Origin of the sequence: Aquimarina latercula DSM 2041 (assembly GCF_000430645.1) — a bacterium.
GTDB lineage: Bacteria > Bacteroidota > Bacteroidia > Flavobacteriales > Flavobacteriaceae > Aquimarina > Aquimarina latercula.
Window position 1 is genome coordinate 216,820 of record NZ_AUMK01000010.1, and the last position, 25,269, is coordinate 242,088.

Genomic DNA, 25,269 nt, shown 5'->3' on the forward strand with positions numbered 1-25,269 from the left:
TATGTATTTCTATTGTATTTAAAAAACTCTTTTATCTAATTTAATTACTTTTCAGCGTCTAACAATTGTTTTAAAGCAATTAAATCTGTTACTAAAACTTGCCTCGCTTTGCTCCCTTCAAAAGGGCCAACAATACCAGCTGCTTCTAATTGATCAATTAATCTTCCTGCTCGATTATAACCTAATTTAAGTTTTCTTTGTAATAAAGACGCCGAACCTTGCTGTGCTGTGACAATAACTTCTGCTGCTTCATTAAAAAGTTTATCTCTATCTTTTACATCTATATCAAGACTTGTGCCACTTTCTTCTCCAGAATATTCGGGTAATAAGTGAGCATCTGGATACGCTTTTTGGCTTCCTATGTACTCTGTAATCCTTTCTACTTCTGGCGTATCTACAAAGGCACATTGAATCCTAACCAAGTCATTACCTTGTGTATATAACATATCCCCTCGACCAATTAATTGATCTGCACCACCGGTATCTAAAATAGTACGAGAATCAATTTTGGATGTTACCCTAAAAGCAATTCTTGCAGGAAAATTTGCTTTAATCATACCTGTAATTACATTTACAGAAGGTCTTTGAGTTGCAATAATTAAATGTATCCCAATAGCCCTTGCCAATTGTGCTAATCTAGCAATTGGTGTTTCTACCTCTTTACCTGCGGTCATAATAAGATCCGCAAACTCATCTACTACAAGCACTATATAAGGTAAAAACTTATGTCCATTTTCTGGATTTAATTTCCTAGCCCTAAACTTAGTATTGTACTCCTTAATATTACGTACCATTGCATTTTTAAGCAAATCGTACCGAGTATCCATTTCTATACAAAGAGAATTCAATGTATTAATCACCTTATTATTATCGGTAATAATAGCTTCTTCTGCATCTGGTAGTTTAGCCAAATAATGTCGTTCTATTTTATTGAATAAGGTAAGTTCTACTTTTTTAGGATCTACTAGAACAAACTTAACTTCTGCTGGGTGTTTTTTATACAACAGAGATGTTAAGATAGCATTTAAACCTACTGATTTACCTTGTCCAGTTGCTCCTGCCATTAATAAGTGAGGCATTTTGGCTAAATCAACAACAAACGTCTCATTAGAAATTGTTTTCCCTAAAGATAAAGGAAGCTCCATCTCTGCTCCCTGAAACTTAGAGGATGCGATCGCAGATCTCATAGAAACAATTGTCGATTTTTTATTAGGTACTTCAATACCAATAGTTCCTTTACCAGGAATCGGAGCAATAATTCTGATTCCTAAAGCTGCTAAAGAAAGAGCAATATCATCTTCTAAATTTTTAATTTTAGAAATACGGATTCCAGCTTCTGGTACTATTTCATAAAGCGTAACTGTAGGACCAACTGTAGCCTTAATCTGAGCAATTTCTATTTTGTAGTTTTTTAATGTTTCTACAATACGATTTTTATTTTCTTCTAACTCCCCTTGATCAATAGTTATCCCTCCATTTTGAATTGAATAATCTTTTAACAATTCAATAGTTGGGAACTTAAAATTACCTAGTTCTAATTTTGGATCAAACTCACCAAAATCTTTCACCAATTTTGCACTTAAGTTCTCAACTTCCTCTTCTTCCACCACAGTCTCGACTTCCATAGCAATGTCTTCGGGGTTATCCTCTGATTTGATAATTAATTTTTCCGGAATTTCATCAGATTGGTTTTCTGGATTACCGAAAAACTCGTTTACAGTTGTTTTGGTAGAATTGGTAGCCGTCTTAGTTTCTGTCGAAGTTTTAACTTTTTCTAATACAGGTGTATCTACTGAGAGTTCTTTAATATCGCCTGCAGATATATTCTCTGTCTTAGATACTACTTCTTTATTTTCTTTTCTTTTAGCCCTAGAACCATTTATCTTTTTAGCAGACTCATAATCCTTTGTAATCTCCGTTTGGGTTTTCCTTAAAGAAGCAGAAATTTTTTCTGGAGTATAACGCAAGCGGACAACTATATATACAATTGCAAAAAACGCTAAAACCAATACGGTTCCTATAAAACCAATATAGTCCTGCATCAAATCATTAATTTCGAACCCAATTACTCCTGCAAATAATCCACTTTCTTTTTGCACAAAACCAAAAATCACAGAAATCCATAGCATCACCAGCGTTCCCCAGAACCAAAATCCTGCAAGCTTCTTTTTGTTTAAATCAAAAAACAAATAAACTCCGGATAAAGAAATTAATACTGGAATTATTATCGCAGAAATACCGAACCCTCTAAAAATAAAAAAGTCACTAACTTTTGCTCCAGATATACTTAGCCAGTTTTTAGCAGAAGAAGTCCTATTTGGAAATTGAGATATTTCGCTTTGATCTATTTTCCAATTAAAGAAAAATGATACAAATGCAAAGAATAATGCAATCCCCAAAAAAAACAAGAAACTACCCAAAATAACTTTTTGTTGTCTGGATAAGGTTAGTTTTTCTTTTAAAGGAGTTTTGGTTTTTTTTGAAGTTTTCCTTTTTGTTGTTACCTTTTTTTTTGCCATTTTTTGGATGTGTTATCGCAAAAATACGAATATCTATATTGGAACGTAAAAATGGAAAAAAAATTTTCTAGAATAAATATGGAAAGTATATAATACAACCAATAACAACTGCTGTTATTGCAGCTATAAATACTGCTCCGGCCGCAATATCCTTAATAAATCCAATTTTATTATGAAAATCAGGATGTATAAAATCTGCAATTGCTTCTATAGCTGTATTTACTCCTTCTACACTCATAACAAGGCCAATAGCAAAGGTTTGTAATATCCATTCTATTCCTGTGATATTATTATAAAAGCCAAGGGCTGTCATCACAATTGCAATAACAGCCTGTACTTGTATACTCGGTTCTGTTTTTAAGAGTATTAGTGCACCCTTTATCGCATATCCACAACCACGTAATCTACCAACAATGAACGTTGAGAATTTACTCATAGATACTTTTTATGTTAATGTTTTTATAGCCTCGGTGTAATTAGGTTCTTGTGCAATTTCTGGCACTTGTTCTGCGTGCACAACAACACCTTCTTGATCAACAACAATTACAGCTCTCGAGTGAAGTCCTTTCATTGGCCCATCAACTATTTCTAATCCATAGTCTTTTCCAAACTTACCGTCTCTAAAATCAGAATGATTAACTACATTTTCTAACCCTTCTGCTCCGCAAAATCTAGCTTGCGCAAATGGTAAATCTCTAGAGACACAAAGAACTTTGGTATTCGATAAATTACTAGCCTCTTTATTAAATTGTCTAACCGAAGCTGCACAAACTCCTGTATCAATTGATGGAAAAATATTCAAAACAACTCTTGAGCCTTTATAATCGGAAAGTTTGGATACTGATAAATCTGTATTTACCAGTTCAAAATCTGGAGCTGTTTCACCTACTTTAGGTAATTCTCCATTTGTATGTATTGCGTTTCCACCTAGTGTTATTGCTGCCATTTTGTGTGTTTTTATACCTAAAAATTAGGTAGGTTTATTTTTACTTCAAGTTTACACATAACAAGAGAAATAAAAAAATTTTTAGGGTTTTAAACAGAATAATTGTTTTTATAATAACACAAAACTTTATTCACTATGAGAAAAACCAATATCTTAACGCTATTTACATTCACACTATTTTCCATAGTTAATGCACAAAAGACACCCGACGAAATAGCACGGGAATGGATCAATGAGAATAAAGCAAATCTGAAAATTGCTATAGATGACAATCTTATGCTTAGAGCTTCTAGAGCGAGCTTATCTGGTCATACATTAAGATACCAACAAACCATCAATAATATTCCGGTTTATGATACCGAGTTAACCATACATGTTTCTAAAAAAAACAAAGTTACCCATGTAGCGAACAATTATGATATAAACGTAGCAAAAGTAAATACTACTCCGGCTGTTTTTAAAACATCTGCGTTAGATATAGCCAAGGCATATATAGATGCTAAAGGGTATTTTTCGAGAGAAGAATCCAAATTATATGTGTACAATAAAATGGGTGACACTAAATTAGTTTATGTTAATAAAATTAGAGCAACCACTCCTATTGGGTATTGGGAAGTAATTGTAGATGCACAAACCGGAGAAGTGTTAAATTCACAAAACATAGATATTGAGCATAATTTTAAATTTATAAATAAGAAAAAAACGACTCTTTATAGTAAAGAGGATCATAAAAATATAGTAAAAGGTCATCAGAATCAAAAGAAAAATGAAGCCGCTTCGTTTCTGGTAGAAGGATCAGGAATGATATTTGACCCAGACCCTTTATCTGCAACCGGCCAAACCTATGGTGGGAATTATGCAGACAATAATGATGCAACTAACGCTCAGCTAGATGCAGCTCGCACCTCTGTTGTACTTAAAGATATTACTTTAACTAATGGCGTCTACAGACTAAAAGGGCCATATGTGGAAATTGCAGATCTTCAAGCACCTTCCAAAGGGCTATTCACTCAAGCAAATTCAAATTTTAATTTTAACAGAAGTGAAGATGGTTTTGAGGCCGTAAACTGTTATTACCATTTAGATAAAAGTCTACGGTATATTAATGAAACACTAGGTATTGATTTAGTATCATTATTTAATAATGGAGTTTTAGAATATGACCCTAGTAGCTTTAATGGAGCTGACAATTCATCATATGGTGGTGGTCAATTAAATTTTGGAGAAGGAGGAGTTGATGATGCAGAGGATGCTGATGTTATTCTTCATGAATTAGGACATGGATTACACGATTGGATTACCAACGGTTCTTTATCACAAGTAGAAGCTTTAAGTGAAGGATGTGGAGACTATTGGGCACAATCGTATAAAAGAAGTTTAGAACAATGGCAATCGACTGACGCTTCCTATCATTTCGTTTTTGGATGGGACGGTCATAATCAATTCTGGGGCGGAAGATCAACTAATTATTCTGCTCAATATCCTAATGATCTTATTACAGGTTTTAATCACAATAATGGACAAATTTGGGCAACTAGTTTGATGAGAATTTTTGATATTATTGGTAGAGAGAAAACAGACAAGGCTTTTTTAGAAGGGTTAGGAATGACAAATAGCGCTACTAATCAAGAAAATGCTGCTATAGCCGTAAGACAAGCCGCAATAGACATGGGATATAGCTGTGCAGACGTTGATGTATTTACAACCGAATTTACAGCTACTGGATATACAATGCCTACAATTGATCTTGTAGTTAATTGTCCGCAGGATCAATCTGTCTCTCTAGACGCTGGAAGCTCTTCTTATACAGTCCAAGATTATAGGCTAATGGCCAATGCTATTAATACAGGATGTAATACTAGCATTACTCAAAACCCAATAGCAGGTACATCATTACCCGAAGGTGTTCACATAATAACAATAACAGCAACCGGAAACACTTCGGTCTCTTGTACTTTTAATATAACCGTAGATAACAACACGCTGGACACTGAAGATTTCATTGAGAAAACTGGTGTAACGCTCTATCCGGTTCCAGCCAAGGATAATATTATTTTAGATGGAAAATTTGACAATAGAGAAACACTTCAAATTTATAATCTTGTAGGTCAACAATTAATGGAAATCTCGATTATAGAGAACATAACAAGAATAAACATTTCTAAATTACCTAAAGGAGTTTATTTTGGGTCTTTCAAAAACAAAAAAGGAACTTTAAAATTTGTTAAAGATTAATTCTTATATCATAAAAAAACCACTCATTATCAATGAGTGGTTTTTTTATATTTTAATAACAATCTTTTTTTAGGAATCTATCGATCCCATAACTCGTTGCATGAAATTGTTTAGCGCCTCTTTTTTAGAAGTGCCATCCTTAATCATTTTATTCACTTCGATAGCTCCATACATGTTAGAAATCAACTCTCCAATTACATCTAACTCTTCGTCTTTTAGGGAAGGAACTTCTGTAAGTGCTTCTAAGGTTTCAATCGTTTCCACCACAAAATCCTCATCGTTTTCTTCAATGAAAGAAGTAAGGTGTTTAATTATTGGCAACTTCATCTACTAATTCTTTTAGAATATCAAATTTATTTGTCTGAACCTGATTTACAAAAACTCCATTTTTAAAAGTGGCAAACGTCGGAAGATTATCCACAGTAGCCATTTTTCTAGATTCAGGATTTTTTTCAGCATCCACTATAACAAATGCAGTATCATTTTTTTCTGAAGCTAATTTTTTAAATTTAGGCTTCATAATTCTACAGTTTCCGCACCAAGTTGCAGAGTACTGAACTACTACTGTATTGTTATCTTTTATTACCTCAGAAAGGTTATCCGTTGTTAATTCTTGAACCATAATTTATAAAACTATAAAAGAAACTTCTCCAAAACCTCAATTTTGAAGAAGTTTTTAAACGATTATTTCTTAGTGAGAAGCTAAGTAAGAAGCTACTCCATCTCTATTAGCCGACATAGCATCTTTTCCTTCTTCCCAATTTGCAGGACATACTTCGCCATTTTTCTGAACGTGAGCATAAGCATCAATTAATCTCAAAAACTCAGCTACGTTTCTACCAACTGGCATATGGTTAACTCCTTCATGAAAAACAGTACCTTCTTCATCAATAAGGTAAGTAGCTCTATAAGTAACATTGTCACCTTCTACAGTAACTACTCCAGTTTCTTCATTATAAGTTTCGTTAGTAATATCTAAAATTCCTAATGTATTAGAAAGATTACGGTTAGAATCTGCTAATATTGGATACGTAACACCTTCAATTCCTCCATTATCCTTAGAGGTGTTTAACCACGCGAAATGAACTTCTGGAGTGTCACAAGAAGCTCCAATAACAATTGTATTTCTTTTTTCAAATTCAGCAAGTGCTTCTTGAAAAGCATGTAATTCAGTTGGACAAACAAAAGTAAAATCCTTTGGATACCAGAACAATAAAACTTTTTTGTTATTATTTTTAGCCTCTTCCAATACGTTAAGTTTGAAAGTATCTCCCATATCGTTCATTGCATCAACGTTTAAATTCGGGAATTTTTTACCTACAAATGCCATTTTTTGTTTTTTAAAATGTGATTAATTATTTTTTTGAAGTGGCAAATATACATCTCATTACTCAACATATATTAAGAGATAATTTTAATTTTCTATATGTTGATAGTTTTTTCTAATACACATCAATTCCTTCATGTATTTATATAAATTCTTACAAAAAAAGAAAATACCTTACATAAATTACGGATAAATTGTCCTTTTTACACGATGATTTACACTTTGTTAGATCTATTTTTGTATTTTCGCTAAACAAACTTAGCCTAGAGATTTAAAAGTTGAGGAACTTTATTAAACATACTATATTAGCCTTTTTAGTGTTTTCTTCAATAAACACTTTTGCTCAATCTATTCTTGATACTGATAGTATCCAATTATATATTGAAAGGGCCGAAGAATTCTTAGAAGAATATAAATACCAGCAAGCTTTAGAAAAAGCAAATGCAGCTCTTAAAAGTGCCAAATACAACAATGATGATAAAAGCTTAGCTAAAATTTACGATTTAATCGCTCAAATACATGAGTTAAACGAACAAGAAAGTGAAGCTATTACCAATTATATTACTGCACTAACTTATGCTGCTAGTGCTAAAAGTAGCAAACTAAAAGCCAAATTATTAAATAGTTTAGGAACCCTCTATATCAAAAATGATAAAACGAGGCATAAAGGTGTAGAACGTTTTCAACAAAGTCACGATATCGCCAGAGGAATAAAGGATACTGTAAAAATGGTAAAACCTTTATTAAATCTAGCAGAACATTATATAGATAATAATGACTATAAAACTAGTGATAAATACCTAACAAAAGTAAGAGCTATAATTGGTTCTGAATTAAACATAGAAAGTACACAAAAAATTAAGTTAAGTAATTTACTTGGAAAATACTTCTTACGCGTTAGAAGGTATGAGCGAGCAAGTGAACATGTAGATAACGCTATAAGTTTTGCAGAAGAAGAAATTGATGTTCATAAATCTGATAAGAATCTAAGATTGATATCCACATTTCACGTAAAACTTGCAACAGCTTACCTGACAAAATATAAAATTTTTAAAGCACAAAAAGAATTTGAACTAGCAAACCCTTTTTTAGAAAAGCATTATGAACATCTTTCTAAATCAGAAGATTTAATAAAAGAAATAGAATTACTTAGAGCCATCATAGAGAATGATGTTGATCAGATGCGAGATCAAGTTGAGCAGGCTAATAAAAAAGATGCTAAAAACTATTCTAAAGAAATAAAATGGCATATTATTACAATTCTTGGCGTTGTTCTCATATTAATATCTCTTGCTTTTTTAATTAGCGCATACAAGAACAATCTACAAAAGAAAAAGCTAAACAATGACCTTATTGAGAAAAATAAGGAACTAGTAAATGCTAAAGAAACCGCTGAACAAGTTTCTACATTAAAGTCTCAATTTATATCCACAGTAAGTCATGAATTAAGAACTCCTCTTTATGGTGTTATTGGTCTTACTTCATTGTTAATGGAGCATCCTGAAGAGAAAAAGAAAAACGAATATCTTGAATCTCTTAAATTCTCGGGAGACTATTTACTGGCATTAATAAATGATGTTTTACAATTAAGTAAAATAGAAACAAATGAAGTAAAATTAGAGAAAGTTTCTTTTGACATAAGATCTCTAATCGAAGGAATTGTAAATTCATTACACTCCAAACAAAAGCACAATAGTAATACTGTTCATATAGACATTGATAAAAATATCAAAACCACACTTCTTGGAGATTCGGTTAGATTATCACAAATATTAATAAACTTAATTGGTAACGCACTTAAATTCACGAATAATGGAAACATCTGGATTAAAGTAAAAAGTCAAGGTTTAGAAGGTGATATTCATAAACTTCGTTTTATAATAAAAGATGATGGTATAGGAATTCCTAAAAGTAAGCAGGAGACTATTTTTGATAATTTTGCTCAAGTAAAAAATCAAAACCAAGAATACGAAGGAACAGGATTAGGTTTAGCGATTGTAAAAAAATTAATCCATCTGCATAAAAGCGAGATTTTTATTAATAGTGAAGAAGGAGTTGGGTCAGAATTTACATTTGATTTAAGCTACGAAAAAGCTGTTAAAGAACAAAATAACACTTCCCAAACTGGTGAAAGCATTAGCATCGGAACTACTAATTTTAATATCTTAATTGTAGATGATAATAAAATTAATCAAATTGTTACTCAAAACATCTTAAAAAAGAAAGGCTATACCTGTAACTTAGCTAGTAACGGTATGGATGCTATAGAGATGGTAAAAAGTGAAAGTTTTGATTTAATCTTGATGGATATTAATATGCCAGAAATGAATGGACTAGATGCAACAACAGTTATTAGAACTTTTAACTCTCATATCCCTATAATTGCACTTACGGCAGTAGAAGAAGGGGAAATTAGAGACCAAGCATTATCTGTAGGCATGAATGACGTTATCATAAAACCATATGATACGCAACAATTCTTCCAAACTATTATGAAGAATATTTCTAAAGTGAAATACATAAGTTAGATTTCAATTAGTATACATAATTTATTCTGTTAAAGCTTATTCTTATTATTCTCGAATATATTATTTTAGAGCAATAATTCAAGCTTACTAAACAGACATGAACTCAAAAAACAAAGGTTTTAATACCATCTGCACTCACGTTGGAGAAATTGAAGATAAACAATTTAAGGGCGCAATATCTCCTATTTATTTATCCACTTCCTATGCTTTTGAAGACGTTGATATCAAAAGATATCCTCGTTACTTTAATACTCCTAATCAGGAAGCATTATGTAAAAAAATAGCACAGCTAGAAAAAGGAGAAGCATCTTTAATTTTTGGGAGTGGTATGGCTGCAATTAGCACTACTTTATTTGCATTTTTACAAAAAGGAGATCATATTGTATTACAAAGAACACTATATGGAGGAACTGTTAATTTAGTAAATGAGGAATTCAGTAAGTATGGAATAGAATATTCTTTTGTCGATTCTCAAGATGCGAATGGGTTTGAAGAAAAAATAAAGGAAAACACTAAAGTTATCTATATTGAAACTCCTTCTAACCCTCTTTTAACTATAACAGATATCAGAGCAATATCCGAATTAGCAAAAGAAAAAGGAATAACAACTATGATAGACAATACTTTTGCTTCTCCTGTAAATCAAAACCCCATAGAACTAGGAATCGATATTGTAATACATTCCGCTACAAAATATTTAGGCGGTCATAGTGATATTTTAGCTGGCGCAGTTGTTTCCTCTGAAAAAAATATGGAGCAAATTTTTCATCTGGCTAAAAATTTTGGAGGTAGCTTAAGTGACTTTACAGTTTGGATGTTAGAGCGAAGTATTAAAACACTAGGTTTACGAGTAAAACAACAAAATAAGAATGCCAAAAAGATGGCAAAATGGCTAGAAAAGCATGATGATATACAAGCTGTCTATTATCCTGGTTTAAAATCTCATCCAGACTATAAATTAGCCAAAAGTCAAATGAAAGGATTTGGAGGAATGTTATCTTTTGAATTAAATCAAGGACTTGACGCTAGTAAATTCCAAAAAGAATTAAAACTAATTAAAAGTTCAATGAGTCTTGCCGGAGTAGAAAGTACAATCCTATCTCCTACCCTAACATCCCACGCATTATTAACGGAAGAAGAAAGAAAACACCAGGGAATCAATGACGGTTTACTTCGATTTAGTGTAGGTATTGAAGAAACAGAAGACCTCATTGCAGATATCGAACAAGCATTACAAAAAATAAAGATCTTAGAATTTGAACACTAAAATGAAATTAGACATTCTAGCTATTGGAGCTCATCCCGATGATGTGGAATTAAGTTGCTCTGGAACAGTTGCAAAAGAAGTAGACAATGGAAAAAAAGTTGGAATACTTGACCTTACAAGAGGTGAACTTGGTACCCGAGGTACTGCAGAAACAAGAGATCAAGAAGCAAAAGATGCTGCTACTATTTTAGGCGTATCAGTTCGAGAGAATTTAGGTTTTAGAGATGGTTTTTTTAGGAATGACGAAGCTCATCAGCTAGCAATTATCGAAATATTAAGAAAATATCGTCCCGAAATAGTTCTTTGCAATGCTATTAAGGATCGACATATTGATCATGAAAAAGGAAGTCAACTAGTTAGCGATGCCTGTTTCTTATCAGGTTTGCGAAAAATAGAAACTTCTATTGATGGTAAGAAACAAGAAGCCTGGAGACCAAAAAAAGTATATCACTATATTCAATGGGAAATTCTAGAACCAGATTTTGTTGTAGATATTAGTGGATATATGGATAAAAAAATGGATAGTGTACTAGCATATAAGACACAGTTTTATGATGCTACAAGTGATGCTCCATCCACTCCAATCTCTAGTAAGAATTTTAAAGAAAGTGTTCGCTATCGTGCGGCAGATTTAGGAAGAATAATAGGAGTTGAATATGCTGAAGGGTATACCGTAGAACGCTATCCTGCAGTGAATTCCATTTTTGATTTAATATAATTTCATTTTTTCTTTTGCAGAAAGCAAGAAATACCTTATTTTTGCAGCCGAAATTAAATGGTGGTTGTAGCTCAGCTGGTTAGAGCGCCTGATTGTGGTTCAGGAGGTCGTCGGTTCGAAACCGATCTTCCACCCTTTTAAAAAAAAGACTCTGTATTTATATACAGAGTCTTTTGTTTTCAGACAGTTTCATTTAGAAATAAATCATTCTTTTCCTATACCATCGACTATAAGTCTTTTTTCTCTATTTGCTACTTCCCAAGCTGTATAAAAAACTAATTGTGCTCTTTTGGTCATAAGTTCATATTCAATTTTATCTGGTGTATCTGTAGGCTTATGATAATCCTCGTGAACCCCATTAAAGTAAAATATTATAGGAATATTGTTTTTTGCAAAATTATAGTGATCACTCCTATAATAGAATCTATTAGGATCATCTTTTGCATTATACGTATAATCCAAATTCAACTTAGTATATTTTTGGTTTACTTCTTCACTTACATTGTGCAATTCAGTACTTAACCTATCACTTCCGATTAAATAGATATAATCATTCTTATCCTTCTCATCATGATCTTTATCAATCCTTCCTATCATATCGATATTGAGGTTTGTAACCGTATTTTCTAAAGGAAAAATTGGATTTTCTGTATAAAACTTTGACCCATATAAACCTTTCTCTTCTCCCGTTACATGCAAAAACAATATAGATCTTTTAGGTCCTTGTCCGTTTTTAGCAGCTTTAGCAAATGCCTCAGCAATCTCTAATATACTTACAGTTCCCGAGCCATCATCATCCGCTCCATTATATACATTCCCATCACTATCAACACCAACGTGATCATAATGAGCAGATATTACCACTATTTCATTCGGCTTCTCTTCTCCTTTTATATATGCTAATACATTTTCTGAAGATTTGATACCTCCTCTAAAATAACTTTCAGGTATTTCTTGATAATAATTATCGTCACCCAATGGAGAAGAAATACCCATTCGTTTATATTGTTCTTTTAAGAATTCTGCTGCTTTCTTTTGTCCTGGTTCTCCAGTATCCCTTCCTTCAAACTTATCGTCGGCAAACGTAAATAAATAATCTTTAAGTTCCCCTGAAGTAATAGTCTCTGCATATGATGTTACATCCAACTTAGCATCTTTAGAATTGGAGCTATCTGTATTTGATGATTTTTGTGAACTGCCACACGAATATAGCAGTAGTAGCAAACCAAATACAACTATAATATTTTTCATTTAATTCTTTTTTATAACTCCATGCAATATACAGATTTAGAGAGAGATCGAATAGTGAATATTTTCTTAAAAGAAATATCCTGAAATTATTTTACATTTTTTTTTTAGAATTGAAAAAAGGTACTATATTTGCACCCGCATTCAGGGAATACCTGATGAGACTAAACACTGGAGAAATGGCAGAGTGGTCGAATGCGGCAGTCTTGAAAACTGTTGAGGGTCACACCTCCGGGGGTTCGAATCCCTCTTTCTCCGCAAAAAGCCTTGTAATCTTTTGATTCACAAGGCTTTTATTTTTTAGTTGACAAAATCGTTGACAGAAAGATGTTTTTCATTAGTAGGTATTCATAAAAAACTATGAAATTCTTTCTTTAAATACCCTTGACCTGACAATTACTGCAACTGTTCCCACATTTTATCAGCGTTTAGCCTAAATGTTCCTAAGTGATCAAAACTACATTCTGATGGCGCTATTATTGATAAAAACGATTCTTCTTTTATATTTCTATATAAATGATAAACCTCTCCAACTATCGGCTCAAAAGTAAACTTAGCATTATAAATTAAATTATTGTATTCGAATTGCTCCATCAAAACATCATACTGCGCCTTTAATTCATCATATTTTGCTTTCACTTGCTTATTTACCTTATGAACATTTGTGTTTTTCCAAGCTACAGTATCCGGAATTGTAATAACAGGAGCGCCTACACCTGTTGCATAAGGTTTTAATGCCGCATCATACCTTTTCTCATCTTCATTATAAACTACCTGATCTGGTTTTTTATCGCTCATTAGTATCGTTTTGAAATTTTATTATGTGTAATCTGTTTTTGTCTTGAACATTTAAATCTTCCATCTTCAAAAGTACGTTTTTTAAGATGTTTTGTTTTTCTCCCTTGCACTCTTTTACGCCACATCCTAAAACTAGATGGTTTCATTTCATTTCGCATTAAAGTAATGACTTCTTGCTCCTTTAACCCAAACTGAATAAGAATTGCGTCAAAAGGAGTTCTATCCTCCCAAGCCATCTCTATAATTCTATCGACATCACGTATTGTTAAATCTTTTTGCATTTTTTTAAATTTTTCTATTCGGTAATGTATGCTTCTTTAAAATTCTATACCCTTCTTTTTTCACTAAAGCATCATCCTTCATATTCCATAAAGTATCACTTGCTCTTTTTCTAGTGGTATCTATATCAACTATTGGAAAAGGATAATCTTCTCCTAATACAAAATTGTTAAACTGTTGTTCCATAGGGGGCATTTTATACGGCTCATGAATATAAGCTATGGGAACATTCTTTAATTCTGGAACCCATTTTTTTATAAAAACCCCATCCGGGTCATGCTCTACACTATTTTTGACTGGATTATATATTCTAAGTGTATTAATTCCTGTTTCACCAGCTTGCATCTGCAATTGAGGAAAATGAATACCAGGTTCAAAATCCAAGAACATACTCGATAAATGTGCACTTGCATTTTGCCATGGTTGCCAAAGATTATGTGTAAAAAAAGAAACTACCAATGCACGCATTCTAAAATTAATGTATCCAGTTTCCTTCAAGCAGCGCATACAAGCATCAACCAAGGGATATCCAGTTTTTCCCTCCTTCCAAGCTAATTGATATGCATCAGAAATTTGTTTCTTTAATTTTCGATATCCTTTGTTAATACTCTCAAACTCCATAATATCCTCCATTTCAAATTTTTGAACAAAATGTACTTGCCATTGTAATCTAGATGTAAAAGCATCAATTTGCTTTTTATCTCCTAATAATTCTCTTTGATGAACAGCATATTGCCAAATCTGCCGAATAGAAAGATTCCCCCAAGCGATATAAGGAGACAATCTACTACAACCTCTGCGTGCTAATTCTGGTTTTGAAATATGAAAGCTATAATTTTTGTATCTACCTTTAAAAAAAGAGGTTAGATATTCATACCCTTTTGTGGTTCCACCTTGTTGAAAATTATTAGCTAAGGAAGTATCTAAACTAACCACATTAAAAATCTTCTCAAGCTCTAAAATCTTTTTAATAGGAATAAAACTAGTAGATTTTGGATCAAACTCAAACGGTTGTTGATTCATATAATGTTCACAATCCTCTCTCCAATTCTCTCTGTTTTTTAATCCTCTATGTATACCATTGTTTGTGTTTTCTTTCCAATCAATTAGGTTGTTTTTACAAAACCTCGAAAATGCCTTATCTCTTTCATAGGTTAATCGGATACCGGTCTCCTGATGCGAAAATACGTGGTCTATTTTCCAGAATTGTTGTAAAGTTCCAATCGCATGAATAACTTCTGAAGATACACATAACACTTTTGTATTATAAACTAACAACTGATTATTCAAATCTTGTAATGATTGCTTTATAAAATTCCAATGTCGTTCACTGTAGTGTTTATCTTCTTTAAGTGAATTTTCAAATACATATAATAATAATGTTGGACAATTGGTATTAATGGCATTATATATCGCCTCATTATCCTGCAATCTCAAATCACGCTTAAACCAAACTATATTGATATGTTCTTTATTAGTACTCATCCGGGTTTTCTATAATATGATTAGCTCTCTCCTTAAGCTTATTTAATTTTTCTCTATCCATTTTATGTAATAAATTAAGCATCATGGACATTCGCTGATTATTTTTAAAATACGCCTGTTTTTCATCTAAAAAATTCCAATAAAGAGAATTAAAAGGACAAGCATCATTTTCATGCTTTTTAGCTACTTTATAATGACAACCTTTACAGTAATTGCTCATTTTATTAATATAACTTCCACTAGAAACATATGGTTTAGTAGCTACCAATCCTCCATCTGCAAACTGACTCATTCCACGAGTATTAGTAATTTCTACCCACTCTATTGCATCAATGTAAACTCCCAAATACCATTGATCAACCTCATCAGGATTCGTCATTGTTAATAAAGCGTAATTACCTGTAATCATTAACCGTTGAATATGGTGTGCATAAGAATCATCGAGGCTTTGTTTAATTGCAGAGCGCATACAATTCATCTTAGTTTCTCCTGTCCAATAAAAAGACGGAAGTCTATTATGGTTATCTAATTTATTTAGATTTTTATAATTTGGCATTTTTGCCCAATACATTCCGCGCATATACTCTCTCCACCCCAGAATCTGACGAACAAACCCTTCTACTTGAGATATATCTATTTCATCTTTATTAACACGCCAATAATCAATTACCGTAGTAATAACTTCCATTGGATGAAGCATCTTGCTATTCATTGCAAATGAAAGTCTGCTATGAAACAAGTACTTTTCTTCTGGATGCATTGCATCTTGATAATCTCCAAAATACATGAGTAGATTTTCACAGAAATATGCTAGAAGAGACAAACAATCTTCTCTCGATGTAGGCCAGTTGAACTCCTTGACATTAATATTACCTATAGTTTTGACATTAGATTTATAAATACAGTCTACAACGTCACTAACGTCCTTATAAAAATCTTTTTTGCCTGGAATCTGAGGGTCTCCTCTCCACTTTTTCCTATTACTTTGGTCAAAATTCCATTTCCCTCCTTCAGGATCTTTTTTAGTAACCATCAAAATATCATACTTCTTTCGCATATTACGATAAAAGTATTCCATCGTATATTGCTTTTTACCCTTAAAAAAGTCTAATAAATCTGTTCTAGAGGTTAAAAAATGTTCTGTATCAAAAACTTCTGTTTCTATCGATAATTCTTTACAAAAGTTTTTCAATTGAATATCCAATCTATACTCATCAGGAAGCTGATATTCAAATTTTGTTATATTCTTCTCAGCAATTATTTGTTTTAAATTCTCTACTAGATTTTGTTGATTATCATTATGATTCAACTCGTAATAAACAACATTGCGTTTATTACTTTTTAGCCATAATTTAAAGTTTCTCATACTCTGAAAAAAACCAACAACTTTCTGAATATGATGTATTGTATAATCTGTTTCCTGCCGCATTTCTGCCATAAAATAGCACACATCATCTTGTTCATTCTTATACCAAGAGTGATTATAGTTTAGTTGATCGCCAAGTAATAAACGTAGTTTCATAGGCTAAAATAAAGTTGGTTGCAACCAAAGATTTTGAAATTTATTTTTGGGATCATAACGCTCCGATTGTAGTTTACTATTAAATTTTCGATCCCTAGGATCATTACCTACTCCAGCAACATATTGCCAATTACCATAATTGCTATGAACATCAAAATCAATCAATAAAGACTCAAAATATGCTGCTCCAATTCTCCAATCCAATCTTAGCTCTTTTGCAAAATAAGATGCTACATTTTGCCTACCCCTATTACTCATCCATCCAGTATGATATAGTTCGATCATATTAGCATTTACAAATGGTTCTTCCGTTTCTCCGTGAATCCACCGATTAACACTTTCTTTATTTTCAGACCAAGAGTACTCTTTATGAAGAATCCCATCTATTTTAAAAAGATCATTTCCATGCTTCAGCGAAATATATTTAAAAAAATCTCTCCAAATGAGTTCAAAAACAAGCCAATATGTACTCTGATTTTTTTCTACTTGTGCCTCATAATTCATCACTTGATGATAAATAGTACGAGGAGAAATAGATCCATTTGCAAGCCAAGCAGAAAGTTTTGAACTATATTCAGTTCCTACCAAACCGTTCCTTGTTTTTTTATAAAATGATATGTTTTTACTATTCCAGAAATAGTCCTCAATTCTTTGTAAAACTTGATTCTCGCCTCCAAGAAAAGGAAACGCTGTTCTAGAATCGACTTGAAAATCTTCAAAACCTAACATCTTTAACGAAGGAATCTCAGTTGAATCTTCTAATAAATTATCTAGTAATAAAGGTGTAATCGAAACTTCTGGTCTAACCGTAATAAGTTTTTCACATTGCTTTCTAAAAACAGTAAATACTTTTGGTATTTCCTGTATATCAAAAGGAATATCATCTGGATGAAAAAGAAATTGATCATAAGATTCGATCCAATCTACTTTTGATTCATTAAGTTCAATCCTTACCGATTCCGAAACTATCACCTCTTCCCTAGTCCATTCTTTTTGGAGGTACACAGTATCTATAAAATGATCTTTAATTATTTTTGGGATAATTTGTTCTGGACGACTACGATATATAAGCAACGTAATATTAAGTTTCGCTAAATTTTCTTTTAGCTCAATTATACTTTCTAAAAGAAATTTAGTTCGATATACCTCTGTTTTTCTAAAACCATATTGATTTAAATTAAATAGTCTGGGATCAAAACAAAATACAGCTATTACCTTATCATTAGTAGATACTGCTTTGTAAAGAGAAGAATTATCACTAACTCTTAAGTCATTTCTAAACCACACAAGTCCTGTCTTCATCATATCATCTCATTTCTAAGAAAGCGTCTTTAATCGATTCCTATTATTTCTGCATTTTTTACTACAATACTGAACCTCTTCCCATACTTTTTCCCATTTCTTTCTCCAAGTAAAAGGACGTGCACATACTTTACAAACTTTAGTAGGAAGGTCAGGTTTTTTCATAATTCTATTTTGTTTAATAAATTTACAAAAAGTTTAAACAAAATTATCATAACAATTAGATTTTAACAAGATTAAAACATACCGGAAGTATAAAACCAAAAAACTACGGAAGACTAAGAAAATCTAAAAAGAGTGTAGAAAGAAAACATTAATCATTAATAACACTTGATCAGTAAACATACGTAAACAAGCTTAACAAAAAGATCATTAGCCATAAAGTAGTACGCAACCAATTCATAACAATAAGCTTATTAATAAGCTCGGTATCCACCATATTTCTTGAAATAAGTGAATGCATTGGAACAAATTGGAAAAAAGTAGATACCCATACTCCAATTACCAAAAACAAATAAACAACATTATAAATCGAAGAAGAATTCTGAAAAACCTGAACAATACCTATAACCAATTGTCCAGTCATAAGAGGCATTACTATTCCACCAATACGCTTGGTATAACTAGAATGCCATTTTATTAAATCTTTAGTCTGAAAATACCTAAAACTCGGATAAATTATTAATTGTACTATTAAGATCAACACTAATAATGAAAAATCTAAAACTAAGCGCGCTATTCCAAAATCCATATTATTTAAAATCCGGCATTTCTGAAACTCTAGCATACGGGTACTCCTCTATTTTCTCTAAAGCATAATATGTATTAAGCCCTGATATTCCAACCGTGTTTGTCTGACTCAAATCTATATCTAAATGATCCGTAATAACCGCTTCAGGAATAATTAAATGTTGTATTTCTCCAATCATAAGAATAGTTCCATTAAGAGGGATTTTTATTTCCTCTACAAACTTTAACCCAATTTTAAGTTGACTTTCTTTGACAAAAGGAGCTTTAAAGTCAGAAATAAAATCTTCCGTTAATCCACATTTCACAAACTCCGAATCATTTTTATCCAATTTAGCTGATGTATAATGAGCGTTTCTCACAAATGATTGATGAATATGGTTTATTGTATACTGCCTATTCTGTAAAATATTTTCATAGGTGTGTCTAGGCACCTCTCCTATTGGTCTCATAATAAAACCCATCAATGCAGGATCACTCCCTAAATGAATCACGGAACTAAATATTGCTACATTTGTTTTTCCAGAATCATCAATTGTACCGATTAGATTTGCTGGTTTTATTCCAGAAACTGAGTTAATAATTTTCAAACGCTTTACGCGCTCCATATCTTCAATCTGTTGTTTTGTATAATGCATATGAAACTTAAAATCTTTTAGAAAGACAATTTATATTAAACAACTAGTCGTTAAGATAGTTCTGCAATTCTGCTATTTTATCAGATGCCCTAAAAACACCTCCATAATATGAAGTAACAGTGGCAGAAGTATCGTCTTTAACACCTCTAGAAGACACACAAAGATGCTTTGCATCAATAATTACAGCGACATCCTCTGTTCTTAAAATCTCTTTTAACTCCATAGCAATTTGATTGGTCAATCGTTCTTGCACCTGAGGTCTTTTAGCAAAATATTGAACTATCCTGTTTAGCTTAGACAAACCAATCACTTTACCAGAAGAAATGTAAGCAATATGCGCTTTTCCTATTATAGGAACGAAATGGTGCTCACAATTAGAATAAAACGTAATATTTTTTTCCACGAGCATCTGCTCATATTTATATTTATTGTCAAACAATGCCACCTTAGGCTTGTTTCTAGGATCTAACCCTGAAAAAATTTCTTCTATATACATTTTAGCAACACGATCAGGAGTACCTTTTAGAGAATCATCTGTGAGATCGAGCCCCATAACATCCATGATTTCTTTAAATAAATATGCGATCTTTTCCTTTTTTTCTTCATCTGATATATTAAACGCATCTTTTTTCATAGGAGTTTCCATCCCCGTACTTATATGATCATCTCCTATTTCATCAATCGAAAACCCGTTTAAATTATATCCGTTAGACTCAATTAATGTATCTATTCCTACTTTCATCTAGTTTACTATTATATTTTAAAATTTATTACGGTTTTTAAACCAAGCATCTCACTAGTATTCTTAGTCTAAGTGAAATTTTACAATACCAAAGCTACAAAATTGTTTAACTATTTAAACCATTAGTTAAACAAAAATTAACATATGTTTCAATTTTAGATAAGAATTACAACAATCAACCTACTGTTTTGACATAACATCTAATTTCCTTAGGTAATATTTGTCCAATTAAGAGTTTGTTGTATTTTTGAATTCTGTTTTAATCTAAACCGCGGTTTAAATTTATTTCGGAGCCCCATAAATATTTCGAACTTCCCTAATTGCTGTCGGTAATAAATTATTTTTATTTTTGCCGCTAATAAAAGCACGAATCTTTTAACCAAAAACCTTTTTAATGAAATCTTTTCGATTTTTTCTTTCTATTTTATTTCTATTTGTTATTCAACTAGGATATACTCAAGTGCGAAATGAATACCAAATTTCTTTTGAAAATGCTATGCATCATGAAGCTAAAATCAATGCGGTATTTACCAATTTAGAGAGTGGTACAATTTCTCTTAGAATGAGTAGAACTTCTCCAGGTAGATATGCATTGCACGAATTTGCAAAAAATGTGTATGATGTTAAGATTACAGACAGTAAAGGAAAAGATGTTACAGTAACAAGGCCAAACCCATATCAATGGGATGTTTCTGGTCATGATGGAACCTTAAATGTTTCTTATATTCTATTTGCTGATAGAGGTGATGGCACCTATTCACAAATTGACGAAACTCACGCTCACTTAAATATGCCAGCAACTTTTATGTATGTACCTACTTTAAAAGATCGTCCGGTACAAGTTACATATCAAGTAAGAGAAGATCTTAATTGGAAAGTTGCAACTCAATTGATTCCACTAGGAGGTAATGCTTTTTTAGCACCAAATCTTCAGTATTTCATGGATAGTCCGGCTCAAATCAGTAATCATACGGTAAAAGAATTTAAAGTAGCATCTGGAGGAACGGAATATACTATAAAATTAGCGCTTCTGCATCAAGGAACAGAAGAAGAAGCTGATCAGTATTTCGAACAAATAAAAAAGATTGTAGAGCAAGAAAAAGCAGTTTTTGGAGATTATCCAAATTTCGATTACGGAGAATATACATTCCTAGCTAGCTATATGCCTCAGGTTTCTGGTGACGGAATGGAGCATCGTAATTCTACTGTTCTAACAAGTACACTAAGCTTAGCTGATGGAGGAATGAAAAAAAATATCGGTACAGTTGCTCACGAATTTTTTCATGCTTGGAATGTAGAACGTATACGCCCAATATCCTTAGAACCTTTTGATTTCGAAAATGCAAATATGTCTGGTGAGTTGTGGTTTGCTGAAGGATTTACAAGCTACTATACAAATTTAATTTTATGTAGAGCAGGAATAATTACGCAAGATCAATACATAGCAGGATTAAGTAAAACATACAATTATGTTTGGAACTCTCCTGCCTTACAATATTTCAACCCGATTGAAATGAGCTACCAAGCTCCTTTTGTTGATGCAGCTAGCTCCATAGATCCGACTAATCGAGACAATACATTTATATCTTACTATTCTTATGGAAGTATGCTAGGACTTGCCTTAGATCTATCGTTAAGGGATAAAGACGATCTAAATTTAGATGATTATCTTAAGTTAGTATGGACAAAATATGGGAAAACAGAAATACCTTATACCATAGAAAACTTATTCTTTACCTTAAGAGAATATGCTGGCGAATCTTTTGCGGATGACTTTTTTGAAAAATACATTTTTGATAGTCAAACTCCGGATTTCAAAAAATTACTTGGTTCTGTTGCAATATACCCTAAAACAAACAGTAAAAAGGCATATTTAGGCGCAGATATCACATTTAACGATGATGACAATGCTGTTGTGTCTAAATATGTGAAAAAAGGAACTCCAGCCTATACTATTGGTTTAGCAAAAGGAGATGTAATTGTTGCTATTGATAATAAATCGTTTTCAGATATTGATCAGTTCAATGATGTTATCAGCAAATACAAGCCTGGTAAAAAAGCTACTTTAATATACAGAAGACTTGGAGTTGAGAAAAAAGCTTTAGTAAGGTTTGGTGTAGACCCAACAGTTGTTATCACACAGTTTTCTAAACCGAGTAAAAAAGCCTTACTAAAAAGAGAAAACTGGTTAAAGGCTAAATAATTTGTTTTTGACAAGTCAAAAAAAAGTCGACAATTAAATTGTCGACTTTTTTTTTATTTGATAACTAAAGAGCAGCTCTACAGCGATCAAGATCGCTTCTAGCTCTATCTAACTGTTCTCTAGCTTTCTCTAGAGCTGCTTTATATTCATCAAACTCTTGAAATTCCTTTTTCTGCTTAGCAAGCTGAGCTTTCAACTCTTTTATCTGCCTGTAAGAACTCACAACATTTACATACATCCTATATCGATATGTTGTATCATTAGGATCGATAGCTTCAGTAAGATCTCCAATTTCAGACTCCAGAGATCTATTTATATAATACAGATCTTCTTCTTTATCTGGCCTATCTAACGAATCAATTAGTTTTTCTATTTTAAACATTCCTTTAGAAAAATCTTTCTGAAATTTTGCGTCTTTTTCTACAATTGCTGTACGTTCTCGTAAGACTTCATTTTCTTTAAAAGGTATTCTATCAAAATCAAAAAAGAATGCAGTAACAATTAATGCGGCTGTAAATAAAAATAGTAAGGCAAATTTTAAAACACTATTTCTTCTTTCTTTACTGTTTTTTGGTTTCATTTTCCGAAAATTATATTTAATTACACATTAATCTAATAAGAAGCTTCGTCTATTCTTAACATCAGGTTTAGCGATTACCTCTTCTTTCACAAATATATTAGAATCTGATTTTTTTCCAATATAATCTAGCTCATTTAATTTCTTAAACAAAGAAAGCATCAATTTTGTAAAACTAGAGACATTATGTAAAGCCTTATTAATATCTGTATGCTGATATTCTAAATCCATCATTTCTATCAATACATTCTCAAAAGCTCCTTGATTTAAATCACACCAATCCGATAGATAATTTAGTAGTTCTTCTTTACCTGTTCCTACATACACATCCATATTATTTTTGATCACCCTTGCTAAAGACATTAGTTTAGTAATCATAGTAACCGGGGGCAAATGCCTATCATACAACCTAAATTCTGGCAACATTCCACCTAAATACTGTAATGTATTCTGAGTCAATGTTAAAACCATTGTAGCCAACTCATTAGACTGTTTCTTTTGATAGATCTTTTGTATAATGTTCATAGAATACTTTTCTATAGCATTAAAAAAAGTATGTATTTCAGTATAGATATAACGTAGATCTTGATGGCTCTGTATAGACACACAAGGCGGTATAAAATCCTCTGCTAAAGAAGCAACACCATCATTAAATTCGATTCGTCCTATAGTAATATGATGTCTACCGAACTCTTCTTCATTAGCCTCTGATAAATTGATTACATTAAGACTATATTCAGGTAATACAAAAGGATGCCTCGGAGGCTCTTCCTCTGGATCAGCATCTCCAACAGGAACTCTTCCATAAGGATCCACACTAAGTACTATATAACACTCTTCTTCTGCGCTATTAATCTTATATTCTGTATTAATGATACTCCCCTTTTGTTCTAATGCAGAAGATATTTCTGGTGTGATATTAATAATATAGCCTCCTTTGGTAATCGCCTTACATTTATTAAGCTGTACCTTTATAGTGTCTTGGCCATCCATAGAAAAAACCATATCCACTGCATCATCACCTGCTAAATCAGGTAACAAACCATAATTAATAGCATTAATATCCTTAGAACCTATTAATTGGGAGAAATTAGTAAATGCATTATCAGCCTCAATAAAATGATTCTTATTAATCTTCATTCCGTCAATCCAATTGACACGATGATGATTTTTATTTTTTAATTCCATCTTTTTAAAATATACTCGTTTTCCTGTAATCAATTACAATGTTCTTTATACAGTTATTATCTTCATGAGTTAAATCTAAGTCCTTTATAACGATACTCTTTCCTTTTATTTTTTCACAAAATTCAATAAAAGTAGTTCGCTTTTTCTTTACGATAATAGGAAGGTCTAAATTCCCACATAAATAATCCTTAAAATCTTTAGCCGTCAATTTTTTGGTTGATACTAAAATCAATTTAGACTTAAATGATTTTTCATTAATAAAAGGAGCTTTAAATTCATCCTTAGGATCATCTGCTATTGGATCATCTCCAATAGGATCATCTGGTATAACGGATACATCTCTTACCACTATATCATCTTTACGGATTTTTTCTTTTTTCTTTGGCAATACCTCTATAGTTTGTTTAGTAGAGTACTTAAGTTCTCCGTTAACAATTAAGGTAATCGTTTTCTTTCCTTCTGTAGTATATACATATTCAGGGCTTTCCTCTCTAGATGTTCCTCCTAAAGCATTCTCAAAGTTCCACTCCCAAGTTTCTGCGTTTAAGGTATTATCCTCAACTTTTAACTTTTCTCCAACTCTAATTCTAGGAGTTAAAATTTTAAACTTAGCTTTCTTAAGTGGGTCTAAAATTTCTTTTTTCTCTAAAACAGTAACCTTCCTAATTTTAGGGCATTTACCATTAACAATTAACGAAACATTATATTCACCAGGTTTTTTAAAAGTATGGTATGGTTTTCTTCTAGTATCTATAGCCGTACTATCACCAAAGTCCCATTTCCATTCTAATGCTCCTATTGTTTTATCTTCAAACTCAATAGATTCATCAACTCTTATTTCAGTTTCCTTAAAAGAAAATTCGATAATCTCACAAGGAACATAATTCACATACTTAAAGGCAAACACTGTTGCCGTTACTAATATTGTTATTAAAAAAAACAATATCACACTTTTATCCAAATGATAATTTGTTGTTTTATTTGATGTTTTCATTAGTAT

Annotated in this window: 24 protein-coding genes and 2 tRNA genes; 7 read left to right on the forward strand and 19 right to left on the reverse strand. The window is 32.0% G+C overall.

What is annotated here, in order from left to right; genetic code table 11:
* Positions 1–44: 44 nt before the first annotated feature.
* The 3 genes from H526_RS0109920 to tpx all read right to left on the reverse strand — a co-directional run bounded on the left by H526_RS0109920 (position 45) and on the right by tpx (position 3,465).
* Positions 45–2,519 (reverse strand): FtsK/SpoIIIE family DNA translocase, encoded by a 2,475-nt coding sequence (locus H526_RS0109920; RefSeq protein WP_027392859.1) that lies wholly within the window; start codon positions 2,517–2,519, stop codon positions 45–47.
* A 67-nt stretch (positions 2,520–2,586) separates the two neighbouring features.
* Positions 2,587–2,955, reverse strand: a complete 369-nt coding sequence (locus H526_RS0109925; RefSeq protein ID WP_027392860.1) for a diacylglycerol kinase — start codon at positions 2,953–2,955, stop codon at positions 2,587–2,589.
* Between the two features lie 9 nt (positions 2,956–2,964).
* Positions 2,965–3,465 (reverse strand): thiol peroxidase, encoded by a 501-nt coding sequence (gene tpx, locus H526_RS0109930; protein WP_027392861.1) that lies wholly within the window; start codon positions 3,463–3,465, stop codon positions 2,965–2,967.
* A gap of 135 nt (positions 3,466–3,600) precedes the next feature.
* Between tpx and H526_RS28820 the strand changes: the two genes are divergently transcribed.
* On the forward strand, positions 3,601–5,700 hold the full coding sequence (locus tag H526_RS28820) for a T9SS type A sorting domain-containing protein (protein ID WP_051336086.1): 2,100 nt from the start codon (positions 3,601–3,603) through the stop codon (positions 5,698–5,700).
* Between the two features lie 69 nt (positions 5,701–5,769).
* Here H526_RS28820 and H526_RS0109940 read toward each other — a convergent pair whose 3' ends face one another.
* The 3 genes from H526_RS0109940 to H526_RS0109950 all read right to left on the reverse strand — a co-directional run bounded on the left by H526_RS0109940 (position 5,770) and on the right by H526_RS0109950 (position 7,030).
* On the reverse strand, positions 5,770–6,027 hold the full coding sequence (locus H526_RS0109940) for a DUF6952 family protein (protein ID WP_027392862.1): 258 nt from the start codon (positions 6,025–6,027) through the stop codon (positions 5,770–5,772).
* Positions 6,008–6,322 (reverse strand): thioredoxin family protein, encoded by a 315-nt coding sequence (locus H526_RS0109945; RefSeq protein WP_027392863.1) that lies wholly within the window; start codon positions 6,320–6,322, stop codon positions 6,008–6,010. The genes H526_RS0109940 and H526_RS0109945 overlap by 20 nt, the downstream gene beginning before the upstream one ends.
* Before the next feature lie 69 nt (positions 6,323–6,391).
* Positions 6,392–7,030 carry a peroxiredoxin gene (locus tag H526_RS0109950; RefSeq protein WP_027392864.1) on the reverse strand — a complete coding sequence of 213 codons (639 nt, stop codon included), beginning with the start codon at positions 7,028–7,030 and terminating at the stop codon, positions 6,392–6,394.
* Positions 7,031–7,305: 275 nt separating this feature from the next.
* Between H526_RS0109950 and H526_RS0109955 the strand changes: the two genes are divergently transcribed.
* The 4 genes from H526_RS0109955 (at position 7,306) to H526_RS0109970 (ending at position 11,675) form a co-directional block, all read left to right on the forward strand.
* Positions 7,306–9,555 carry a response regulator gene (locus tag H526_RS0109955; RefSeq protein WP_027392865.1) on the forward strand — a complete coding sequence of 750 codons (2,250 nt, stop codon included), beginning with the start codon at positions 7,306–7,308 and terminating at the stop codon, positions 9,553–9,555.
* A 97-nt stretch (positions 9,556–9,652) separates the two neighbouring features.
* Positions 9,653–10,822: a trans-sulfuration enzyme family protein gene (locus H526_RS0109960; protein ID WP_027392866.1), complete on the forward strand. Its 1,170-nt coding sequence runs from the start codon at positions 9,653–9,655 to the stop codon at positions 10,820–10,822.
* A 1-nt stretch (position 10,823) separates the two neighbouring features.
* Positions 10,824–11,540, forward strand: a complete 717-nt coding sequence (bshB1, locus tag H526_RS0109965; protein WP_027392867.1) for a bacillithiol biosynthesis deacetylase BshB1 — start codon at positions 10,824–10,826, stop codon at positions 11,538–11,540.
* Positions 11,541–11,599: 59 nt separating this feature from the next.
* Positions 11,600–11,675: transfer RNA gene (locus tag H526_RS0109970), tRNA-His, on the forward strand.
* Positions 11,676–11,744: 69 nt separating this feature from the next.
* On the opposite strand, the gene H526_RS0109975 is transcribed toward H526_RS0109970, so the two are convergent.
* Complete coding sequence (locus tag H526_RS0109975) at positions 11,745–12,791, reverse strand: M28 family metallopeptidase (protein WP_027392868.1); 1,047 nt, start codon at positions 12,789–12,791, stop codon at positions 11,745–11,747.
* A 170-nt stretch (positions 12,792–12,961) separates the two neighbouring features.
* Here H526_RS0109975 and H526_RS0109980 point away from each other — a divergent pair.
* Positions 12,962–13,046 (forward strand) — tRNA-Ser (locus H526_RS0109980).
* A gap of 138 nt (positions 13,047–13,184) precedes the next feature.
* On the opposite strand, the gene H526_RS0109985 is transcribed toward H526_RS0109980, so the two are convergent.
* The 9 genes from H526_RS0109985 to folE form a co-directional block, all read right to left on the reverse strand.
* Positions 13,185–13,586, reverse strand: coding sequence for a DUF2452 domain-containing protein (locus H526_RS0109985; protein WP_027392869.1), 402 nt, complete (start codon positions 13,584–13,586; stop codon positions 13,185–13,187).
* Positions 13,586–13,867, reverse strand: coding sequence for a TIGR03643 family protein (locus H526_RS0109990; RefSeq protein WP_027392870.1), 282 nt, complete (start codon positions 13,865–13,867; stop codon positions 13,586–13,588). Before H526_RS0109990 ends, H526_RS0109985 begins: the two co-directional genes overlap by 1 nt.
* Positions 13,868–13,871: 4 nt before the next feature.
* The gene (locus H526_RS0109995) at positions 13,872–15,350 is read right to left on the reverse strand and encodes a cryptochrome/deoxyribodipyrimidine photo-lyase family protein (protein ID WP_027392871.1); all 1,479 of its coding nucleotides are present in this window, start codon (positions 15,348–15,350) and stop codon (positions 13,872–13,874) included.
* On the reverse strand, positions 15,340–16,872 hold the full coding sequence (locus H526_RS0110000; RefSeq protein ID WP_027392872.1) for a cryptochrome/photolyase family protein: 1,533 nt from the start codon (positions 16,870–16,872) through the stop codon (positions 15,340–15,342). The genes H526_RS0109995 and H526_RS0110000 overlap by 11 nt, the downstream gene beginning before the upstream one ends.
* Before the next feature lie 3 nt (positions 16,873–16,875).
* Entirely contained in the window at positions 16,876–18,174 is a 1,299-nt protein-coding gene (locus tag H526_RS0110005; protein WP_155839657.1) for a DASH family cryptochrome, read from the reverse strand.
* A 15-nt stretch (positions 18,175–18,189) separates the two neighbouring features.
* On the reverse strand, positions 18,190–18,339 hold the full coding sequence (locus tag H526_RS31460; RefSeq protein ID WP_081415588.1) for a DUF2256 domain-containing protein: 150 nt from the start codon (positions 18,337–18,339) through the stop codon (positions 18,190–18,192).
* A gap of 169 nt (positions 18,340–18,508) precedes the next feature.
* The gene (locus tag H526_RS0110015; RefSeq protein ID WP_027392874.1) at positions 18,509–18,925 is read right to left on the reverse strand and encodes a hypothetical protein; all 417 of its coding nucleotides are present in this window, start codon (positions 18,923–18,925) and stop codon (positions 18,509–18,511) included.
* Between the two features lies 1 nt (position 18,926).
* Entirely contained in the window at positions 18,927–19,559 is a 633-nt protein-coding gene (locus H526_RS0110020; RefSeq protein WP_027392875.1) for a flavin reductase family protein, read from the reverse strand.
* 43 nt (positions 19,560–19,602) lie between these two features.
* Positions 19,603–20,301 carry a GTP cyclohydrolase I FolE gene (folE, locus tag H526_RS0110025; protein WP_027392876.1) on the reverse strand — a complete coding sequence of 233 codons (699 nt, stop codon included), beginning with the start codon at positions 20,299–20,301 and terminating at the stop codon, positions 19,603–19,605.
* 394 nt (positions 20,302–20,695) lie between these two features.
* On the opposite strand from folE, the gene H526_RS0110030 reads away from it, so the two are divergent.
* Entirely contained in the window at positions 20,696–22,504 is a 1,809-nt protein-coding gene (locus tag H526_RS0110030) for a M61 family metallopeptidase (protein WP_027392877.1), read from the forward strand.
* A 64-nt stretch (positions 22,505–22,568) separates the two neighbouring features.
* Here the strand turns inward: H526_RS0110030 and tssO are convergent, their stop codons facing one another.
* Genes tssO through H526_RS0110045 form a run of 3 tightly spaced genes read right to left on the reverse strand, consistent with a single transcriptional unit; the run spans position 22,569 to position 25,263 of the window.
* Positions 22,569–23,084, reverse strand: a complete 516-nt coding sequence (gene tssO, locus H526_RS0110035) for a type VI secretion system TssO (RefSeq protein ID WP_027392878.1) — start codon at positions 23,082–23,084, stop codon at positions 22,569–22,571.
* Positions 23,085–23,111: 27 nt separating this feature from the next.
* Complete coding sequence (locus tag H526_RS0110040) at positions 23,112–24,269, reverse strand: hypothetical protein (protein ID WP_027392879.1); 1,158 nt, start codon at positions 24,267–24,269, stop codon at positions 23,112–23,114.
* A gap of 4 nt (positions 24,270–24,273) precedes the next feature.
* Positions 24,274–25,263, reverse strand: a complete 990-nt coding sequence (locus tag H526_RS0110045; protein ID WP_027392880.1) for a PKD domain-containing protein — start codon at positions 25,261–25,263, stop codon at positions 24,274–24,276.
* Between the last annotated feature and the right edge of the window lie 6 nt (positions 25,264–25,269).

Bases quoted from the DNA above. Each gene is read 5' to 3' on its own strand.
- tssO (WP_027392878.1), bottom strand. From the start codon at position 23,084: ATGAAACCAAAAAACAGTAAAGAAAGAAGAAATAGTGTTTTAAAATTT.
- H526_RS0110045 (WP_027392880.1), bottom strand. From the start codon at position 25,263: ATGAAAACATCAAATAAAACAACAAATTATCATTTGGATAAAAGTGTG.
- H526_RS0110020 (WP_027392875.1), bottom strand. From the start codon at position 19,559: ATGCATTATACAAAACAACAGATTGAAGATATGGAGCGCGTAAAGCGT.
- H526_RS0110030 (WP_027392877.1), top strand. From the start codon at position 20,696: ATGAAATCTTTTCGATTTTTTCTTTCTATTTTATTTCTATTTGTTATT.
- folE (WP_027392876.1), bottom strand. From the start codon at position 20,301: ATGAAAGTAGGAATAGATACATTAATTGAGTCTAACGGATATAATTTA.
- H526_RS0109920 (WP_027392859.1), bottom strand. From the start codon at position 2,519: ATGGCAAAAAAAAAGGTAACAACAAAAAGGAAAACTTCAAAAAAAACC.
- H526_RS0109975 (WP_027392868.1), bottom strand. From the start codon at position 12,791: ATGAAAAATATTATAGTTGTATTTGGTTTGCTACTACTGCTATATTCG.
- H526_RS28820 (WP_051336086.1), top strand. From the start codon at position 3,601: ATGAGAAAAACCAATATCTTAACGCTATTTACATTCACACTATTTTCC.
- H526_RS0109995 (WP_027392871.1), bottom strand. From the start codon at position 15,350: ATGAGTACTAATAAAGAACATATCAATATAGTTTGGTTTAAGCGTGAT.
- H526_RS0109940 (WP_027392862.1), bottom strand. From the start codon at position 6,027: ATGAAGTTGCCAATAATTAAACACCTTACTTCTTTCATTGAAGAAAAC.
- H526_RS31460 (WP_081415588.1), bottom strand. From the start codon at position 18,339: ATGAAAAAACCTGACCTTCCTACTAAAGTTTGTAAAGTATGTGCACGT.
- H526_RS0109960 (WP_027392866.1), top strand. From the start codon at position 9,653: ATGAACTCAAAAAACAAAGGTTTTAATACCATCTGCACTCACGTTGGA.
- H526_RS0109990 (WP_027392870.1), bottom strand. From the start codon at position 13,867: ATGCAAAAAGATTTAACAATACGTGATGTCGATAGAATTATAGAGATG.
- H526_RS0109945 (WP_027392863.1), bottom strand. From the start codon at position 6,322: ATGGTTCAAGAATTAACAACGGATAACCTTTCTGAGGTAATAAAAGAT.
- bshB1 (WP_027392867.1), top strand. From the start codon at position 10,824: ATGAAATTAGACATTCTAGCTATTGGAGCTCATCCCGATGATGTGGAA.
- H526_RS0110015 (WP_027392874.1), bottom strand. From the start codon at position 18,925: ATGGATTTTGGAATAGCGCGCTTAGTTTTAGATTTTTCATTATTAGTG.
- tpx (WP_027392861.1), bottom strand. From the start codon at position 3,465: ATGGCAGCAATAACACTAGGTGGAAACGCAATACATACAAATGGAGAA.
- H526_RS0110005 (WP_155839657.1), bottom strand. From the start codon at position 18,174: ATGAAGACAGGACTTGTGTGGTTTAGAAATGACTTAAGAGTTAGTGAT.
- H526_RS0109950 (WP_027392864.1), bottom strand. From the start codon at position 7,030: ATGGCATTTGTAGGTAAAAAATTCCCGAATTTAAACGTTGATGCAATG.
- H526_RS0109925 (WP_027392860.1), bottom strand. From the start codon at position 2,955: ATGAGTAAATTCTCAACGTTCATTGTTGGTAGATTACGTGGTTGTGGA.
- H526_RS0109985 (WP_027392869.1), bottom strand. From the start codon at position 13,586: ATGAGCGATAAAAAACCAGATCAGGTAGTTTATAATGAAGATGAGAAA.
- H526_RS0110000 (WP_027392872.1), bottom strand. From the start codon at position 16,872: ATGAAACTACGTTTATTACTTGGCGATCAACTAAACTATAATCACTCT.
- H526_RS0110040 (WP_027392879.1), bottom strand. From the start codon at position 24,269: ATGGAATTAAAAAATAAAAATCATCATCGTGTCAATTGGATTGACGGA.